This window comes from Amycolatopsis sp. NPDC101161 (genome assembly GCF_044768185.1).
GTDB lineage: Bacteria > Actinomycetota > Actinomycetes > Mycobacteriales > Pseudonocardiaceae > Amycolatopsis.
Genome location: NZ_JBIWPI010000005.1, coordinates 1,031,158 through 1,048,739, shown reverse-complemented (window position 1 = coordinate 1,048,739; position 17,582 = coordinate 1,031,158). Strand labels below are relative to the sequence as shown.

General features: G+C 70.2%; 16 protein-coding genes and 1 tRNA gene. 7 read left to right on the top strand and 10 right to left on the bottom strand.

Annotated elements, in window-relative coordinates; all coding sequences use genetic code 11:
- The first annotated feature begins 102 nt into the window (after positions 1–102).
- A complete protein-coding gene (locus ACIRSS_RS38450; protein ID WP_400904055.1) occupies positions 103–603 on the top strand; it encodes a carboxymuconolactone decarboxylase family protein in 501 nt (166 codons plus the stop codon).
- 295 nt (positions 604–898) lie between these two features.
- A complete protein-coding gene (locus tag ACIRSS_RS38445; RefSeq protein ID WP_400903956.1) occupies positions 899–1,825 on the top strand; it encodes a hypothetical protein in 927 nt (308 codons plus the stop codon).
- A 180-nt stretch (positions 1,826–2,005) separates the two neighbouring features.
- Here ACIRSS_RS38445 and ACIRSS_RS38440 read toward each other — a convergent pair whose 3' ends face one another.
- The 4 genes from ACIRSS_RS38440 to ACIRSS_RS38425 all read right to left on the bottom strand — a co-directional run bounded on the left by ACIRSS_RS38440 (position 2,006) and on the right by ACIRSS_RS38425 (position 3,814).
- The gene (locus tag ACIRSS_RS38440; protein WP_400903954.1) at positions 2,006–2,503 is read right to left on the bottom strand and encodes a hypothetical protein; all 498 of its coding nucleotides are present in this window, start codon (positions 2,501–2,503) and stop codon (positions 2,006–2,008) included.
- Positions 2,504–2,726: 223 nt separating this feature from the next.
- A tRNA-Val gene (locus ACIRSS_RS38435) sits at positions 2,727–2,801 on the bottom strand.
- A 47-nt stretch (positions 2,802–2,848) separates the two neighbouring features.
- On the bottom strand, positions 2,849–3,310 hold the full coding sequence (locus tag ACIRSS_RS38430) for a peroxiredoxin (RefSeq protein WP_400903953.1): 462 nt from the start codon (positions 3,308–3,310) through the stop codon (positions 2,849–2,851).
- Positions 3,311–3,382: 72 nt separating this feature from the next.
- On the bottom strand, positions 3,383–3,814 hold the full coding sequence (locus tag ACIRSS_RS38425; protein WP_125306217.1) for a DUF3052 domain-containing protein: 432 nt from the start codon (positions 3,812–3,814) through the stop codon (positions 3,383–3,385).
- A 417-nt stretch (positions 3,815–4,231) separates the two neighbouring features.
- Between ACIRSS_RS38425 and aceE the strand changes: the two genes are divergently transcribed.
- Complete coding sequence (gene aceE / locus ACIRSS_RS38420; protein ID WP_400903950.1) at positions 4,232–7,027, top strand: pyruvate dehydrogenase (acetyl-transferring), homodimeric type; 2,796 nt, start codon at positions 4,232–4,234, stop codon at positions 7,025–7,027.
- An 84-nt stretch (positions 7,028–7,111) separates the two neighbouring features.
- Positions 7,112–8,323 carry an alpha-hydroxy-acid oxidizing protein gene (locus ACIRSS_RS38415; protein ID WP_400903949.1) on the top strand — a complete coding sequence of 404 codons (1,212 nt, stop codon included), beginning with the start codon at positions 7,112–7,114 and terminating at the stop codon, positions 8,321–8,323.
- Here ACIRSS_RS38415 and ACIRSS_RS38410 read toward each other — a convergent pair.
- Entirely contained in the window at positions 8,320–9,063 is a 744-nt protein-coding gene (locus ACIRSS_RS38410; RefSeq protein ID WP_400904053.1) for an SDR family oxidoreductase, read from the bottom strand. The genes ACIRSS_RS38415 and ACIRSS_RS38410 overlap by 4 nt on opposite strands.
- A gap of 82 nt (positions 9,064–9,145) precedes the next feature.
- Between ACIRSS_RS38410 and ACIRSS_RS38405 the strand changes: the two genes are divergently transcribed.
- Together ACIRSS_RS38405 and ACIRSS_RS38400 are read left to right on the top strand one after the other, a co-directional pair.
- Positions 9,146–9,739: a TetR/AcrR family transcriptional regulator gene (locus tag ACIRSS_RS38405; protein ID WP_400903947.1), complete on the top strand. Its 594-nt coding sequence runs from the start codon at positions 9,146–9,148 to the stop codon at positions 9,737–9,739.
- A gap of 110 nt (positions 9,740–9,849) precedes the next feature.
- A complete protein-coding gene (locus ACIRSS_RS38400; protein WP_400903945.1) occupies positions 9,850–11,466 on the top strand; it encodes an L-lactate permease in 1,617 nt (538 codons plus the stop codon).
- On the opposite strand, the gene ACIRSS_RS38395 is transcribed toward ACIRSS_RS38400, so the two are convergent.
- The 5 genes from ACIRSS_RS38395 to ACIRSS_RS38375 all read right to left on the bottom strand — a co-directional run bounded on the left by ACIRSS_RS38395 (position 11,447) and on the right by ACIRSS_RS38375 (position 16,089).
- The gene (locus ACIRSS_RS38395; RefSeq protein WP_400903943.1) at positions 11,447–12,082 is read right to left on the bottom strand and encodes a nicotinamide riboside transporter PnuC; all 636 of its coding nucleotides are present in this window, start codon (positions 12,080–12,082) and stop codon (positions 11,447–11,449) included. The two genes, ACIRSS_RS38400 and ACIRSS_RS38395, sit on opposite strands and share 20 nt — an antisense overlap.
- Before the next feature lie 54 nt (positions 12,083–12,136).
- The gene (locus ACIRSS_RS38390; protein WP_400903941.1) at positions 12,137–12,850 is read right to left on the bottom strand and encodes an MOSC domain-containing protein; all 714 of its coding nucleotides are present in this window, start codon (positions 12,848–12,850) and stop codon (positions 12,137–12,139) included.
- Positions 12,851–12,923: 73 nt separating this feature from the next.
- Positions 12,924–13,697 carry a hypothetical protein gene (locus ACIRSS_RS38385; RefSeq protein WP_400903939.1) on the bottom strand — a complete coding sequence of 258 codons (774 nt, stop codon included), beginning with the start codon at positions 13,695–13,697 and terminating at the stop codon, positions 12,924–12,926.
- A 263-nt stretch (positions 13,698–13,960) separates the two neighbouring features.
- Positions 13,961–15,184, bottom strand: coding sequence for an ABC transporter permease (locus tag ACIRSS_RS38380; protein ID WP_400903937.1), 1,224 nt, complete (start codon positions 15,182–15,184; stop codon positions 13,961–13,963).
- Positions 15,181–16,089 carry an ABC transporter ATP-binding protein gene (locus ACIRSS_RS38375; RefSeq protein ID WP_400903936.1) on the bottom strand — a complete coding sequence of 303 codons (909 nt, stop codon included), beginning with the start codon at positions 16,087–16,089 and terminating at the stop codon, positions 15,181–15,183. The genes ACIRSS_RS38380 and ACIRSS_RS38375 overlap by 4 nt, the downstream gene beginning before the upstream one ends.
- A 127-nt stretch (positions 16,090–16,216) precedes the next feature.
- Here ACIRSS_RS38375 and ACIRSS_RS38370 point away from each other — a divergent pair, with 127 nt between their 5' ends.
- A complete protein-coding gene (locus tag ACIRSS_RS38370) occupies positions 16,217–17,431 on the top strand; it encodes a PucR family transcriptional regulator (RefSeq protein WP_400903934.1) in 1,215 nt (404 codons plus the stop codon).
- Positions 17,432–17,582: the final 151 nt, after the last annotated feature.

Sequence of the window (17,582 nt, the reverse complement as noted above, 5' to 3'; positions counted from 1 at the left end):
CAGGTTTACGGTTTCGACAACCACGTTGTCGATCCTACGTCTGGAGCCGTCTTGTTCCCCGATCACACCCCGGAGTCTGCACCCCCGGCCGCCCGCCCGGCGATGGCGGCCACCGCGAAGAAGTTCGGCCGAGTCCCGTCCGCCGTCGCGCGGTTGGCGACGTCGCCGGAGCTGCTGAACGGCTTCCTCAAGCTCAACTCGATCTTCGAGTCGTCGACCCTGCCGGCGCTGGACCGCGAAGTACTGGTCATGACGGTGGCGGCCCGCAACGGGTGTCACCTGTGCGTGGCGATGCACACGGCGTCCCTGACGGGCATGTCGGCCGCGCCGGAGCTGGTTTCGGCGTTGCGCGAGCAGTCGGCGTTGCCCTCGCCGCGACTGGAGGCGTTGCGGCGGTTTGTCTTGACGGTGCTGGACACGACCGGCGACGTCCCACCTGACTCGCTGGCCGCCTTCGTCGAGGCCGGGTACACGACCCGGAACGCCCTGGAGGTGGTGCTGGGCATCGGGACGTACACGCTGTCGACGTTCGCGAACCGCCTGACGGGCGCACCGCTGGACGAGGCGTTCGCCGCACACGAGTGGCACGCTGCCGCGGTGTGACGGTGGCGCCGTTGGCGTCGACCCCGGTAGGCCTCGGCGACGACGGCCACCGGGGTCCCGCTGTACTTCGCCATTGTTTGCAGGTCTCCCCGATCCAGCCGGGGCTGACGGCTTGATCCGCACCCCGCGGCACTCCTCGGACGCTAGTGGCGACGGCGACCGGAAACCCCGACCCCGGAATGTCTCGAGTCATCACTCCGCTCGGTAACGATGCCGATACCTGCGTCCGGTCGTCGTAACGGACGCACCGCCGAATGCGAGTCCGGTGGTTACCGAACGAGCAGGAGGAGTGCTGATGGACAAGGTCGAACCTCCGGGGTCCGCCGCGAATCGACGCCCGAAGTCGCGCTTCCTCCGGCCGCTGTTCTCCGCGGCGCTGTTCCCGGTCCTGATCACCCTCTTGATCGTCGCGTCGTCGATCATTTCGCAGCGGGCGCGCTTCACCCTCGACTTCCCCTGGACGACCTGGGTCGTGCTCGGCGCGGGGCCGCTCCTCGCCTTCGTCGCGGTCCTCTACACGGCGTTCCGCTACCACGGGCGCTCCCGGGAACCGGATCCCGACCAGTCGGTCGTCGGCGTGCGAGCGCTGGGCTGGGCCGGCCTGATCGTCGCGGCCGTCCTCGGAACGTTCCTCTCGTTCCGGACGCCGGTGTGGATCTTCGTCCTGGTTCTCGAGTCGATGGGTGTCGTAGCCATCCTGGCTGCCGCTGAACTGTCGACACGCGAGAAGCGCGGGAGGCAGCCTGTCGCCGTACCCGAGGAACCGCCCGAAGACCCGAAAATGGCCGGTCTCTACCACGACGTGGCGGCAGCGGCGAAGACCTACCACCGATCGGCGAGGCGGTGGGCCCAGCTCAACTACAGCCTGGGCTTCCTGACGGCCCTGTTCGCGGGAGGTTCGGGGGTCACGAGCCTGGCGCCGGCCTCGGGCGCGCTGAAGACGGTCTTCGCCGTCCTGGCCGTGGTCGGGGCCGCGCTCACCTCGTTGGCCACGACCCTCAAGACCAGCGAGTCCTACGCCAACGCGAAGCTGATCGCCGACAAGCTCGACGCCCTGGCCCGTGACATCCGGTGGAGCGTGTCACTCGCCGACAGCGGCTCGAAGTTCCGCGACTACGTCGACCGGTTCAACAAATTGACGACCGCGACGCCCCAAGCACCATCACCGCAGCCGCCTCCACCTCAGCCACCGGCGGCGGCATCGCCTCAGGCAGCGGGGTGATCGACGTGGTGGGCGCAGCAGGGTTCGAACCTGCGACCGCTCGGGTGCAAGTCAGGTGATTCACGTCGCCGACCTGTGGGTTCGGCGTTGATCGGGGTCCGGCCTGCGCGCCCCGCCGTCCTCGCCGGAGCAGCGGCCGGCCACCTGCGACCACAGCCACTCCGGCGATTCGGGTTCTGATCAGCAGTTCACCGCCAACGCCGGGCTCACGACCGTGGTCCGGGTCCCGCCGAAGGAGACGGCGACGTTGGCGGTGATCGTGGCCGCGTTCGGCCGCGTCGCGCAGACGGTCGAACGTTTGACCCAGGAGCCGTAGCAGGACGCCGTGTAGCCGGCGGAGAGCGCGCTGGCGTAGCAGGCGTCGTCCTGGATCTGCTGCGCCGGGCTGGGCGTGCTCCAGATGTTGACCACCGGCGCGCTCATCTGGTAGCCGACAGCGGTGTAGTTGGTGACGACCATCACCGCTTTGTAGACCGACTGGGTGCCGTCGCTCGAGTTGATCAGGCACGAGTAGACCACGCGTGATTTGTCCGCGCAGTACCAGTTGGAGGGGGTCGGAAACGGATCCGGCGACCAGCTCCGCACTGCCGCGGAGGCCGACGGAGCCGTCAGCACCAGTGTGAGCAGCGCCATCGGCACCGCGGTGACGATCCCGCCGCGACGCCTCGTGAACCTCATCGATCGCATGCGTGCGTGCCTCTCGTTCTCGCGCGAGGACAACTGCCGACGCAGTGCCCTTGCCGAACCGCGGCTTGTGCCGCCACATCCGGCGGGTGGCTCACGCTTGAACCGGGGAGAGGTTGATGTCATGGCCGAAGCCCACTCGATCGGAGTAACTGCAGCCGCTCGCGCACGAACTGCTCCGCAAGAACCCCTGACGATCTCGGGGCCCCGTTTCCGCTGGTGGGCGCAGCAGGGTTCGAACCTGCGACCGCTCGGGTGTAAGCCGAGTGCTCTTCCGCTGAGCTATGCGCCCCTCGGGCGGCGGCCCCCACCCGGGGACCGCCGTCCGGAAGGAAGAAATCAGACCAGTTCGGCCACGGCCTTCTTCCAGCCCTGCTGGTCGCGCGCCTCGCCCGGGGCGTTGACCTCGGCGAACCGGACCACGCCGGACGTGTCGATCAGGAACGTCCCGCGCACCGCCAGGCCGGCGTCGGAGTTGAACACCCCGTACGCCTGGGCCACCTCGCCGTGCGGCCAGAAGTCGGACAGCAGCGGGAACTGGTAGCCCTCCTTCTCGGCCCACGCCTTCAGCGAAAACGGCGTGTCGACCGAGACGCCCAGGACCTGGACGCCCTTACCGTCGTAGTCGGCGAACTCGTCCCGGAGCTGGCACAGCTCGCCGGTGCAGATGCCGCTGAACGCGAACGGGTAGAAGACCAGCAGGACCGGCTTGTCGCCCCGGAAGGACGACAGCTGCACCGGCTGCTTGTTGTAGTCGTTGAGCGTGAAGTCAGGGGCCTCAGAACCGACCTCGACGGCCATACCGCGTTTCCTCTCCCGTACGGACACGTGCCTGCGACGACAACCCTATCGTGTCAGCCGGGCGGGACCTGTTCAGCGCTGCTTGGACTTCGACTTCGGGGAGACCAGGCGCGTCCCGATCCAGTTCGCGCCCACACTCATGTTGGCGGTCTGGGCCAGTCCGACGGCGGGCACCGCTTCGGCGATCTCGCTCGGCTCGACGTGCCCGGGCTGTCCCGTCTTCGGGGTCAGCACCCAGATCACGCCGGTCTCTTCCAGGGGGCCCCTGGCGTCGATGAGCGCGTCCCCGAGATCGCCGTCGTCTTCGCGCCACCACAGCAGCACCACGTCGATGACCTCGTCGGCGTCCTCGTCGAGGATGTCCCCGCCGATCTGCTCCTCGATCGCCGCGCGGACGTCGTCGTCGACGTCCTCGTCCCAGCCGATCTCCTGGACCACCATCTCGGGCTTGATGCCGAGCCTCTCGGCGACGCTGCTCTGATCAGCGTCTCCCGCGGCGACCACTGCTTTCACTCCTCCAACTACGACGGAGTGTGGCGTCCAGCACCCTCATCGAGGGTACGGAGGCGCCACACTCGGCGACCCGGTTGCCGATAGCGAACACTGGTAGGGCTCCGCGCGCAACCGTCCACACCGGATCTTTGACAACTCGTGTCGCAGGATACGGCCCGCGACCGGCCCCGCGCGACGGCGTTTCGGGTGCCTCGCGGGACCGGTCTGCCACCCCATCGGGGGGCGTCCCCTAGGGTGGGGAGGAAGAAAACGCGCGCGCGATACACCGCGCGCGGGGAGTGGCTCGACCGGGTCGGCCGATGTTACCGCCAAGTAGCGGTGCGGAAGCCGGGACGGAAGACGACGATGGAGAGTCGTACACCCCCGAGTACGAGCACCACCGGCTGCAACTTTTCGCAAGGAGACCCCTTGGCCCCGCAGAACGACGGCGCCTCCGGCAAGGAGACCCCGGCACGCGTACGCGTCATCCGTGACGGATTGGCGGCGCACCTGCCCGACATCGACCCGGAGGAGACCGCCGAGTGGCTGGACTCCTTCGACGAGGCTCTCGCGAGGGGCGGGCAGCAGCGGGCCAGGTACCTGATGCTGCGCATCCTCGAGCGGGCCCGTGAGCGGAACGTCGGCGTCCCCGCGCTGACCTCGACGGACTACGTCAACACGATCCCCACCGAGAACGAGCCGTGGTTCCCCGGCGACGAGGAGATCGAGCGCCGCTACCGGGCCTACATCCGGTGGAACGCGGCGATCATGGTGCACCGCGCGCAGCGCCCCGGCGTCGGCGTCGGCGGCCACATCTCGACGTACGCGTCCTCGGCCGCGCTGTACGAGGTCGGCTTCAACCACTTCTTCCGCGGCAAGGACCACTCGGGCGGCGGCGACCAGATCTACATCCAGGGCCACGCCTCCCCCGGCATCTACGCCCGCGCGTTCCTCGAGGGCCGCCTGACCGAGTCGCAGCTCGACGGCTTCCGCCAGGAGTTCAGCCACGCCGGCGAGGGCGGCGGCCTGCCGTCGTACCCGCACCCGCGGCTGATGCCGGAGTTCTGGGAGAACCCGACGGTGTCGATGGGCCTCGGCCCGATGAACGCGATCTACCAGGCGCGGTTCAACCGCTACCTGCGCGACCGCGGCATCAAGAACACCGACGACCAGCACGTCTGGGCGTTCCTCGGCGACGGCGAGATGGACGAGGCCGAGTCCCGCGGCCTGATCCACGTCGCGGCCGGCGAGGGCCTCGACAACCTGACCTTCGTGATCAACTGCAACCTGCAGCGGCTCGACGGCCCGGTGCGCGGCAACGGCAAGATCATCCAGGAGCTGGAGTCGTACTTCCGCGGCGCCGGCTGGAACGTCATCAAGGTCATCTGGGGCCGCGAGTGGGACTCGCTGCTGCACGCCGACCGCGACGGCGCCCTGGTCAACCTCATGAACGTGACGCCGGACGGCGACTACCAGACGTACAAGGCCAACGACGGCGCCTTCGTCCGCGAGCACTTCTTCGGCCGCGACCCGCGGACGAAGGACCTGGTCAAGGACCTCTCCGACGCCGACATCTGGAACCTCAAGCGCGGCGGCCACGACTACCGCAAGGTGTACGCGGCCTACAAGTCGGCGCTGGAGCACCACGGCCAGCCGACGGTGATCCTGGCCCACACCATCAAGGGCTACGGCCTGGGCCCGGCGTTCGAGGGCCGCAACGCCACGCACCAGATGAAGAAGCTCACCCTCGACGACCTGAAGCTGTTCCGCGACTCGCAGCGGATCCCGATCAGCGACGAGGAGCTCGAGCGCGACCCGAAGCTGCCGCCGTACTACCACCCGGGCGCGAACTCGCCCGAGATCGAGTACCTGATCGGCCGCCGCAAGGCGCTCGGCGGCTTCCTGCCGGAACGCCGCCCGAAGGCCGCCAAGGCGCTGGTCCTGCCCGGCGACAAGGTCTACGAGGGCATCCGGAAGGGCTCCGGCAAGCAGGAGGTCGCCACCACGATGGCGTTCGTCCGGCTGGTCCGCGAGCTGGCGAAGGACTCCGAAATCGGCAAGCGCGTCGTCCCGATCATCCCGGACGAGGCCCGCACCTTCGGCCTCGACTCGATGTTCCCGACGGCCAAGATCTACAACCCGCACGGCCAGACGTACACGTCGGTCGACGCGAGCCTGATGCTGGCCTACAAGGAGTCCGAGAAGGGCCAGCTGCTGCACGAGGGCATCAACGAGGCGGGCTCGACCGCGTCGTTCACCGCCGTCGGCACGTCGTACGCGACGCACGGCGAGCCGATGATCCCGATCTACATCTTCTACTCGATGTTCGGGTTCCAGCGCACCGGTGACGGCCTCTACGCGGCCGCCGACCAGATGGCCCGCGGGTTCGTCCTCGGCGCCACCGCCGGCCGCACCACCCTGACGGGTGAGGGCCTGCAGCACGCCGACGGGCACTCGCTGCTGCTCGCGGCGACCAACCCGGCCGCGGTCGCCTACGACCCGGCGTGGTCGTTCGAGATCGCGCACATCGTCAAGGACGGCCTCCGCCGGATGTACGGCGAGACCGGGCCGGACGGCAACGGCGAGAACGTCTTCTACTACATGACGATCTACAACGAGCCGTACCAGCAGCCCGCCGAGCCGGAGAACCTCGACGTCGACGGCCTGCTGAAGGGTCTGTACAAGTACGCCGACGCCCCCGACGGGGACGGTCCGGAGGTGCAGATCCTCGTCTCGGGCGTCACGATGCCGGACGCGCTGAAGGCGCAGAAGATGCTGGCCGAGGAGTGGGGCGTGCGGGCCGCGGTGTGGTCGGCGACGTCGTGGACCGAGCTGCGGCGCGAGGCCGTCGAGATCGACCACGACAACCTGCTCTACCCGGGCAGCGAGCCGCGCGTGCCGTACGTGACCGAGGCGCTTTCGGGTTCGAACGGGCCGGTCGTGGCGGTGTCGGACTGGATGCGCGCGGTGCCGGACCTGATCCGCCCGTACGTCCCGACCGACATGCTGACGCTGGGCACGGACGGCTTCGGCTTCTCCGACACCCGCCCCGCCGCGCGGCGGAAGTTCCTGGTCGACGCCGAGTCGATCACGGTCGGCGCCCTGTCGATCCTCGCCAAGCGCGGCGAGGTCGAGCAGGCGAAGGTCCTCGAAGCGGCCACGAAGTACCGGCTCGACGACATCGCGGCCGCCGGGCCGCAGACGTCGGACGCCGGGAACGCGTGACCTGGTGCTAGAAAGGACCCGGCAGACATCTGATGTCTGCCGGGTCCTGTTCGCCGTGCAGGCTGTTCAAGGGAGTTGATCAAGGTGACGAAGCGCCGACTGCCGAAACCGGACGAGCTCAAGCAGATCCTGCGGCCGAAGCCGATCGTGCTGAACCCCACCGAACGGCGGCTGGCGAACGCGCACACCATCGCCGACCTGCGGATGGCCGCGCGCAAGCGCACCCCGCGGGCGGCTTTCGACTACACCGACGGCGCGGCCGAGCTCGAGGACAGCCTGCGCCGCGCGCGGCAGGCCTACCGCCGGGTCGAGTTCCACCCGAACGTGCTGCGCGGAGTGTCCGATGTGGACACCACGCGCGAGATCCTCGGCAAGACCTCGGCGCTGCCGTTCGCCCTCGCCCCCACCGGGTTCACGCGGATGATGCAGCACGAAGGCGAGATCGCGGTGGCCCGCGTCGCCGAGCGCAACGGCATCCCGATGGGCCTGTCGACGATGGCGACAACGTCGATCGAAGACCTCGCCGCCGCCGCGCCCGGCGCCCGCAAGTGGTTCCAGCTCTACGTCTGGCGCGACCACGGCGCCGGCGAAGATCTGATGAATCGGGCGTGGGAGAACGGCTTCGACACGCTCATGCTGACCGTGGACACCCCGGTCGGCGGCGCGCGCCTGCGCGACGTCCGCAACGGCCTGACCATCCCGCCGGCGCTGACGCTCAAGACGTTCCTCGACGGCGCGATGCACCCCGCGTGGTGGTTCAACCTGCTCACCACCGAGCCGCTGAACTTCGCTTCGCTCAGCCACTTCGACGGCACGGTCGCCGAGCTGCTGAACAAGCTCTTCGACCCGACGCTGAACTTCGACGACCTCGACTGGGTCCGCCAGACCTGGCCCGGGAAGCTCGTGGTCAAGGGCGTGCAGAACGTCGACGACGCCCGCGACGTCGTGAAGCACGGCGCGGACGCCGTCCTGCTGTCCAACCACGGCGGCCGCCAGCTCGACCGCGCCCCGACGCCGCTGGAGCTGCTGCCCGCGGTGCTGGACGAGGTCCAGGGCGGCGCCGAGGTCTGGATCGACACGGGCATCCTGTCCGGCGGCGACATCGTCGCGGCCATCGCGCGCGGCGCGGACGCGGTGCTGGTCGGCCGCGCGTTCCTGTACGGCCTGATGGCCGGCGGCGAGCGCGGGGTCCAGCGGTGCGTCGACATCCTGCGCACGGAGATGGTCCGCACGATGCAGCTGCTGGGCGTCCGGACGCTCACGGACCTGACGCCCAGCCACGCGACCCTGCGTTAAACCTGCGCCTGGCCGCCGTCGACGAAGAACTCGACGCCGTTGACGAAGCTCGCCTCGTCGGTGGCCAGGAACAGCGCGGCCGCCGCGATCTCCGACGGGTCGCCGAGGCGGCCCAGCGGGACCGCGCTCGCCATCTGCTCCACCATCGCCTGCTCCGCTCCGGGCTCGGCCAGGCCGAGCAGGCCCGGGGTGAGCGTCGGCCCGGGGCTCAGCACGTTAACGCGGATCCCCTTGCCCTGCAGGTCGAGCGCCCACGTACGGGCGAAGTTGCGCACGGCGGCCTTCGTCGAGGCGTAGATGCTCATGCCCGGCGCCACGCGCGTCGACGTCGTCGAGCCGGTGATGATGATCGACGCCTTCTCGTTCAGCAGCGGCAAGGCTTTCTGCACGGTGAAGAGGACGCCCTTGACGTTCGTGCCGAAGGTCGCGTCGAACTGCTCCTCGGTGATCTCGCCCAGCGGGGCCGAAACGCCGCCGCCGGAGTTGGCCACCACGACGTCCAGGCCGCGGCCGCGCTCGGCGATCGCGCGGTAGACCTCGTCGAGGTCGGCGAGGTTCGCCGAGTCGGCGCGGATCGCCTGGACTGATCCGCCGATCTCGGCGACGGCGTCGTCGAGGACCTCCTTGCGCCGCCCGGTGATGACGACATGGGCGCCTTCGGCCGCGAAGCGCTTGGCGATGCCCAGGCCGATGCCGGTTCCGCCGCCGGTCACGAGCGCTGTCTTGTTCTCCAGGTTCACGATGCCCTCCGAGTTCTTGACTATCTCGTCCAGAACGTACGCGGTTCTGGACGAGATAGTCAAGAATGGATATCCTGAGCCCATGGCGAGACCCCGGAGCTTCGACGAACGCGCGGTCCTGCGCACGGCGCGGGACCGGTTCTGGTCGACCGGCTACGCGGGCACCAAGATCGACGACATCGCCGCGGCCACCGGCCTGGGCAAAGGCAGCCTCTACGGCGCCTTCGGCGACAAGCACGCGTTGTTCCTGCGCGTCTTCGACGATTACTGCGTCGAAGCCGTCGAGGCGACGCGTCACAAGCTCGAAGGCCCCGACGAGACCGCCTACCAGCGACTGCGCGACTACGTCCTGGCCGACGCCGAAGCCGTCATCGCCGACGACATCCACCGGGGCTGCCTGATCGCGAAGTCCGCGGCCGAATGCGCCGAACACGACCCGGAGGTCGCGGCGCGGGCCCGGCGCGCGTTCCGCGAGCTGAACGCGATGCTGACGGCCTGCGTCGCGGCCGCTCAGCGCGCGGGCGACATCGCCGAAGGCCACGACCCCGCCCGGCTGGCCGGCCTCCTCCTCGCGACCATGCGCGGCATCGAAGCCCTGGGCAAAGGCGGGTGCGACCAGGCCGACCTGCGCGGCATCGCCGAAACCGCCCTGGCCGTGCTGCCGGTCACCAGCTGACCCGTTGGGCCAACCGGTCTCAAGTTCTTGACGGACCGACCGGTTTGTGACGAAGATCTCGGGCACTCGCCGAAAGGCCGTTTTCGCATCGTGGAAAACGGAGGTCGCCCGTGTTCGTGCAAAACCTGACCCCCCTCGGTTCGCTGGGCCTGTCGGCGCTCGTCGCCGTGCTGCCGCTCGCCACCGTCCTCGTCCTCCTCGGCGTCGTCCGGATGCGGGCGCACCTCGCCGCCCTGATCGGGCTGCTAGTCGCGCTCGTCGTCGGGATCGCCGCCTACGGCATGCCGGTCGTGCAGGCCGTCTCCGGCGCGCTGTCGGGCGCCGCGTTCGGGCTGTGGCCGATCATGTGGATCGTCGTCAACGCGCTGTGGATCTACCGGCTGACCGTGCGGACCGGGCACTTCGACGTCCTGCGCCGCTCGTTCGGCCGGGTCTCCGACGACCCGCGGATCCAGGCGCTGATCATCGCCTTCTGCTTCGGCGCGCTCATGGAGGCCCTCGCCGGCTTCGGAGCGCCGGTCGCGATCAGCGCCGTCATGCTCGTGGCCGTCGGCTTCCACCCGGTGAAGGCCGCCGTCGTCGCGCTCGTCGCGAACACCGCGCCGGTCGCGTTCGGCGCGATGGGCACGCCCGTTGTCACGCTCGCGCAGGTCACCGGCCTGCCGCTGCAGGACGTCTCCTCGATCGTCGGCCGCCAGACGCCGCTGCTCGCGCTGGTCGTCCCGCTGCTGCTGGTGATCATCGTCGACGGCAAGCGCGGCTTGAAGGACACCTGGCTGCCCGCGCTGGTCTGCGGGGTCGCGTTCGGGCTCGTGCAGTTCCTCGCGTCCAACTTCGTGGCGCCGCAGCTGGCCGACATCGGGGCCGCGCTCGCGGGTGCCGCCGCGCTGGTCGCGCTCCCCCAGACCCGCCGTCCGGTGCCCGAAGCCGTCCGGACCAGCATCGGCACCGGCGGGACGGCGACGGAAGAAGCGCCGCCGGAAGACTCCCGCGACGACGTCGTCAAGGCCTACCTGCCCTACGCGCTGATCATCGTGATCTTCTCCTTGGCCGTGCTGCCGCCGATCAAGAAGCTGCTGGACAAGGCGACCTGGAAGTTCCACTGGCCCGGCCTGAACGTCGCCGGGCCGAACGGGAAACCGGTGTCCGGCAACACGTTCTCGCTGCCGTTCCTCAACACCGGCGGCACGCTCGTCCTGCTGGCGGGCCTCATCACGGCGGCGGTCCTGGCCGTCTCGGCGAGCGGCGCCGCGCAGGAGTGGCTGGCGACGGTCAAGGAGCTGCGGTTCGCGATCCTCACCGTCACCAGCGTGCTCGCGCTGGCCTACGTGATGAACCTGTCCGGCCAGACGTCGACGATCGGCACGTTCATCGCGGCCGCCGGCGCCGGCCTGGCGTTCCTGTCCCCGGTGCTGGGCTGGTTCGGCGTCGCCGTCTCGGGCTCGGACACGTCGGCGAACGCGCTGTTCGGCGCGCTGCAGGTGACGGCGGCGAACAAGACCGGCCTGGCCGCGGACCTGCTGGCCGCGGCCAACAGCTCCGGCGGCGTGCTCGGCAAGATGGTCTCGCCGCAGAACCTCACGATCGCCTGCGTGGCGGCGAACCTGCCCGGTGAGGAGGGCAAGCTGCTGCGGAAGGTGCTGCCGTGGAGCGTGGGGCTGCTGCTGGTGATGTGCCTGATCGTGCTCGGGCAGAGCACGGCGGTGCTCAGCTGGATGCTGCCATGACCCGGCGCTCGGCGACGCGGCGCGCGGAGCGGTTCCAGCTCCACCAGCCGTGGATGACGAGCCCGGCGAAGACGATGTAGATCGCGGCGGAGAAGTACAGCCCGGACGAGATCTGCAGCGGCACGCCGATCGCGTCGACGACCAGCCAGACCAGCCAGAACTCGACCAGCCCGGCGCCCTGCGCCCCGAAGGCGACGAGCGTGCCGACGAAGATGGCGGCGTCCGGCCAGGGCGCCCAGGAGGCGTTCAGCGCGTCCAGGACCAGGGCCATCACGGTGGTGCCGGCGACGAAGGCGCCGAGCATGGCCAGCCGTTCGGCGAGCCGGCCCTGCCGGACGACGACGCCGAACACCGGGTCCTGGCGGCGGGTCCAGGCCCACCAGCCGTAGACGGAGATGGCGAGGATGGCGACCTGGCGGGCTGCGAGCCCGCCGAGGTGCGCGGAGGCGTAGACGGCGAACAGCAGCACGGTGGCCCCGACCTGCACGGGCCACGTCCACAAGGTGCGACGCTGCGCGAGGAACACGACGGCGAGCGCGAACACCTGCCCGGCGAGCTCCGCGATCGAGATCCACTGACCGAGCACCGTGATTCCGTGGTGCAGCAGGAAATCCACCTGACGCCCCTTTCGTCCTACGGCATCAAACATGCTCCGGCGGGGGTGAATTCCCTAGAGACTGTGAGCCGCGGAACATCCCACTTCGTGGACGTCGCCGAGGCGGAGCGTCCCGCCGCGGACGACCCGGGTCTGGACACCGAAGGTCAAGGCGTTGACGTCGGAGATGGTCTTGAGCAGTTCGGGCGCGGCCGGCAGCCCGTCGGCCGGCAGCCCGACCATCACGCAGCGGACGGCCTTGCGGAGGACCTCCAGCTCGACCTCGCCGATCCGGAGCCGCTGCCCGACCCAGGCGTCTTCGGCGAGCTCCGGCGCCGGGCCGGTGTCGAGCAGGACGTTGGCCCGGAACCGCCGCTCGTCGAGCGCGACGCCGGGCGCGTGCTCGGCCAGCCAAGCCAGCGACGACGTCGTGACCAGGTGCAGCGGGGCTTCGTCGTGGTGCGGGACGTCGGCTTCCTTCGCCAGCTCGACACCCGGGACACCCAGGACGTCGGCGATTTCCGTCGTGATTTCGCTGCCCCGCAGCACGCGGCCGTCCGGGAAGGTCACCACCGGGACGGCGCCGTCGTACCGCGCGGCGAACTCGTGCAGGCCGGGCATCCGCCGGAACCGGCGGGAGTTCTTGCCGCTGCCGAGCTTGCCCTCGGCATCGCGGACGGCGTACCGGCGGTCGCCGTCGAGGCCGCGCTCGCCGACGGCCACCTCGGCCAGCCGTTCGCCCACCATCGACTTCACCGGATAGCGCCACAGCGCCGCGACGACCCCCATCGCCCCAGCGTAACGGCGGGGCGGGCCCGGCGGCTTCCTCGTCCGCCGGGTCCGCCCCGCCCATCCGCTCCGCTCAGAGCTGGGGACGCGGGGTGCCGGCCGGCGGGGTCGGCGTGTTGTCCGCGCCGACCGTCGTGCGCGGACGCTCGCTCGTGCCCATCTCACCGGAACGCTGCTGCGGCGTCTCGAGCTGGTGCTCCATGTTCGCCATCCAGCCGCGCCAGCGGTCCTGCGCCGGCTTGATCAGGCCGCCGCCGAAGCCGACCACGATCACGCCTCCGATCGTCGCGAGCACCGCGATCAGCACCGGGCCGGTGATCGCCGTCGCGATGTTCACCTGGCCGAGCGCCGCGATGATGCCGAACGCCATGATCAGCCAGTAGGCACCCAGCGACAGCGGCCGCGCCGCACCCCGGCCGGACAGCGCCGACGCGACGACGTCCCGCACGACCTTCGCGATGGCCGCGGCGACCACGACGAGCACCAGCGCGACCACGATCCGCGGCAGGAACGCGATGATGTCGTTGAGCAGCTGGCTCACCGGGTTCGTCGGCCCGAATACGCCGAACGCCAGCTGCAGCGCGATCAGCAGGATGAAGTAGTAGACCAATTTGACGAGGATGCCCGTCGCGTCGATCTTCTGCTGCCCGATCTTCCCGCTCAGCCCGGTCCGCTCGACGAGTTTCCCGAAACCGGCTTTCCCGAGCACGAGCGCCAGGCCTTTCGACACCGCTTTCGCGATCAACCAGCCGATCAGCAGGATGATCAGGAACCCCACGAGTTTCGGGACGAACGTGGCCACCATGTTCCACGCCTGCCCGAGCCCGTCCTTCAGTTGCTCGCCCATATCGACTCCCTCCACGGATTTGCACCGGATCGTCGATCAAGTACCCAGGGGCGGCAACTCGTGCGCCCCACGATCGAGTGAGACGACTGGCGCGCGAAGATCAGCCGTGGCCATACTGGTTTCACCGGTGGGGACCGGGGAGACGAGGCCGTCCGGCGCAGCGAAAACCGCGAGCGCCGGGCGGCCTCGAGCATTTACCGGGTCAATAAGTCCGGCCCCCGGACACCGGGGTGTCCGAGGGCCGGGTGAACGTTCGGCGAACGTCAGGCGGCGCGCAGCGCGTCGCGCAGTTTCACCTTCGCGCCGGTGCGCATCACCGCATTCCGGTAGATCCGCGCGGCCAGCCAGATCAATCCCGGAATCATCAGCACCACCAGCAACACCGACAACGCGGCCTCCCACACCGGAACACCGCCCATCGCCAGCCGGATCGGCATCAGGGTCGGCGCGAACACCGGAATCACGGAAAGCACCTCGACGAACGTGCTGCCCGGGTTCGACGGCAGCACCGAAATACCGATCACGTACCCGGCGATCACGAACATCAGCGCCGGCATCGTCGCGCCGCCGACGTCCTCCTGCCGCGAAACCAGCGCACCCAGCGCGGCGAACACGATCGAGTACATGAAGAACCCGAGCAGGTACCAGACGATCAGCCACACGACGGTCCCGACCGCCGACGACAGCGACAGGTCCGGCAGCGCCCCGGTCGCCGTCACGGCGACCAGGCCGCCCACGCCGATCACGAGCATCTGGATCAGCCCCACCACGCCGATGCCGAGCACCTTCCCGGCCATCAGCTGCCACGGCTTGATCGTCGACAGCAGCAGCTCCACGACCCGGGAAGTCTTCTCCTCGACGACGCCCTGCGCGACGCTCTGGCCGTTGATCATCAGGGAGAGGTAGATGAGGATGCCCGCGGCGATGCCCAGCCCGAGCTGCGCGCCGTTGTAGGGGTACGGCTCCTCCAGCGGCGGGTCTTCGACGAACTTCGCCGCCGCGACGGCGCTCTCGAACCGCGCCGGGTTCCCGCCGAGGGCGGTGATCTGCTGGTCGAGCGCGACCTGGCGGGCCACCAGCTGCAGGACGTTCGCGAGCTTGCCGTCGAGGTCCTTCTTCACCTGGACGTGCACGCTCTTGCCGTCGCCGGTGAGCAGCGCGTCGAGCGAACCGTCGGCCAGCTTCGCGCGCCCGGTCGCCTCGTCGGCGACCTGCGTGGTCTCGATGGACTCACCGACGGCCTGCCCGGACGCCTTCAGCGGCGCCGAAAACCCGGCGGTGGCCGCGGTGAAGCCGACCTTCGCGTCGGCACCGCTCCCGCCGGAGAGCAGCTTGAGCAGCACGATGCCGACCACGATCAGCAGCAGCATGACGACCGTGGCGACGCGGAACGCCTTCGACTTCACGCGGGTGGTGATCTCGCGGGAGGCGACCAGCCCCACCGCGGAAAGCGGGCTCATCCCGACGTCCGGGACCGGGGCGCTCATGCGGGAACCTCCTGGTGGGTGACGACGGAACGGAACAGCTCCGTCAGCGACGGCTGCTCACGGGCGAACTCGCGGACCGGACCGGTGGCCAGCGCGGCCTTGAGCACGGCCTGGTCGTCGGCGCCGTCGCCCAGCTCGAGCTCGGTCACCGGGCCCTTCCGGCCGAGCACCGTCACCCCGGGCAGGCCGTCGGCCCAGCCGTCACCGGCTTCCGGGACGTCGACCCGCAGCCGGACGGCACCGCCGGCCCGCAGGTCGTCGACGGTGCCGAGGGCGACCATCTGTCCACTCCGGACGATCCCGACCCGGTCGCAGAGCCGCTCCACCAGGTCGAGCTGGTGGCTGGAGAACACGACCGGCACGCCCTCGGCGGCCTTTTCCTTGAGCACCTGGCTCATCACGTCGACCGCGACCGGGTCGAGGCCGGAGAACGGCTCGTCGAGCACCAGGATCCGCGGCTCGTGCACCAGCGCCGCGGCCAGCTGGACGCGCTGCTGGTTGCCGAGGGACAGCTTCTGCACCTCGTCGTCGCGGCGCCCGGCGACGCCGAGCCGTTCGGTCCACTTCTCCGCCGACTTCCGCGCGTCGGCGGCGGGCATGCCGTGCAGCCGCGCGAGGTACGTCAGCTGCTCGGCGACCTTCATCCGCGGGTAAAGCCCGCGTTCTTCGGGCATGTACCCGATGTGGCGGCGCGTTTCGTGCGTCACCGGCTCGCCCTCGTAGCGGACTTCGCCGCCGTCGGCGGAAAGGACGCCGAGCGCGATGCGCATGGTCGTCGTCTTCCCGGCGCCGTTGCTCCCGACGAAGCCGAAGAGCTCGCCGGGCCGGACGTCGAACGTCATTTCCCGCAACGCGACCACGTCGCCGTAGCGTTTGGAGACCTTGTCGATCTCTAAACCGGTCATTCCGGTTCCCCCATTCATCCCTGGCTCCCCCGCCCGCGATCCTAGGCAGTCCGTACACGCACCGCCTACCACCGGGCGTTGCCACCAGCGCTGCGAAAGTTGCGAAGCACGTAGGATCGCGTCCGCCATGGATGGAACCACCGCCCCGCGCCGGGTGCCGAAGCACCACGGACTCTCCGCGAAGACGCTTCGGCGGCTGGAGCACGCGTCCGGCAGCCTGGCGAGCGCGAGCATCGCGGTGATGGAGCGGCGGCTGACGTGGTTCGCCCGGCTGCCCGCCGACCAGCGCGCGAGCGTCCTGCTGATCACCCAGGCGGGCGCCGCGGGCTTCGTCGACTGGCTGCGGGACTCGAAGGAGGCCCTGCAGCTGACGACCGAGGCGTTCCGCGACGCGCCGGCCGAGCTGTCCCGCTGGGTCAGCCTGCGCCAGGCCGTCGGCATGGTGCGCCTGGCCATCGAGGTCTTCGAGGAGCAGCTGCCCGAGTTCGCCGCGAACGAGGCCGAACGCGCGGCGCTGATCGAGGGAATCCTGCGCTACGGCCGGGAAATCGCGTTCGCGGCGGCCAACTCGTACGCGGCGGCGGCGGAAGCGCGCGGCGCGTGGGACGCCCGGCTGGAGGCCCTGGTCGTCGACGGGATCGTCCGTGGCGACGCCGAGGAGTCCGTGCTGTCCCGGGCGACGGCGCTGGGCTGGGAGCCGGGCGCGGCGGCGACCGTGCTGGTCGGCAACCCGCCGTCGGAGGACCCGCCGACGGTGGTGTTCGAGGTCCGCAGCCGCGCGGCCCGCGTCGGCCGCCCGGTGCTGCTGTCGGTGCAGGGCTCCCGGCTGGTGGTCGTGGTCGGCGGCCCGACCGAGGGCGGGCCGAAGGAACGCGAAATCCTCGCGCGGATGTCGGTGGCGTTCGCCGACGGTCCCGTGGTGGCCGGCCCGACGGTGCCGACGCTGGCCGAGGCGCACCACAGCTCGGCCGAGGCGTTGTCGGGGCTGCGCGCGGTCGTCGGCTGGCCGGGCGCGCCCCGGCCGGTGCGCTCGGCGGACCTGCTGCCGGAGCGGGCGCTGTCCGGCGACGCCGAGGCCGAACGCCTGCTGGTGGACACGATCGCGCGGCCGCTGGAGGAGGCGGGCCCGACGCTGCAGCGCACGGTCGAGGCCTACCTCGAGAGCGGCGGCGTGCTGGAGACGTGCGCCAAGACGCTGTTCGTCCACCCGAACACCGTCCGCTACCGGCTGCGGAAGGCGGCGGACCTCACGGGCTGCCAGCCGACCGACCCCCGCGACGCGCTGGTGCTGCGGATCGCGCTCACCGTCGGCCGACTGGCCCGGGCCCGCGGGCTCTGGTGACGGGATAGTCCGCCCGACCTGCTCGACCGGGCGGCGAACTTCACCGCGCACCGCGTGCTCAGGCCCTGCGGACTGCGGTGACTCCGCCTCTGTCGAGAACGGGCCACCGGCTCCGTCCCCGGCGCGGAAGCGGCCACGGGGGCCGCGCGGG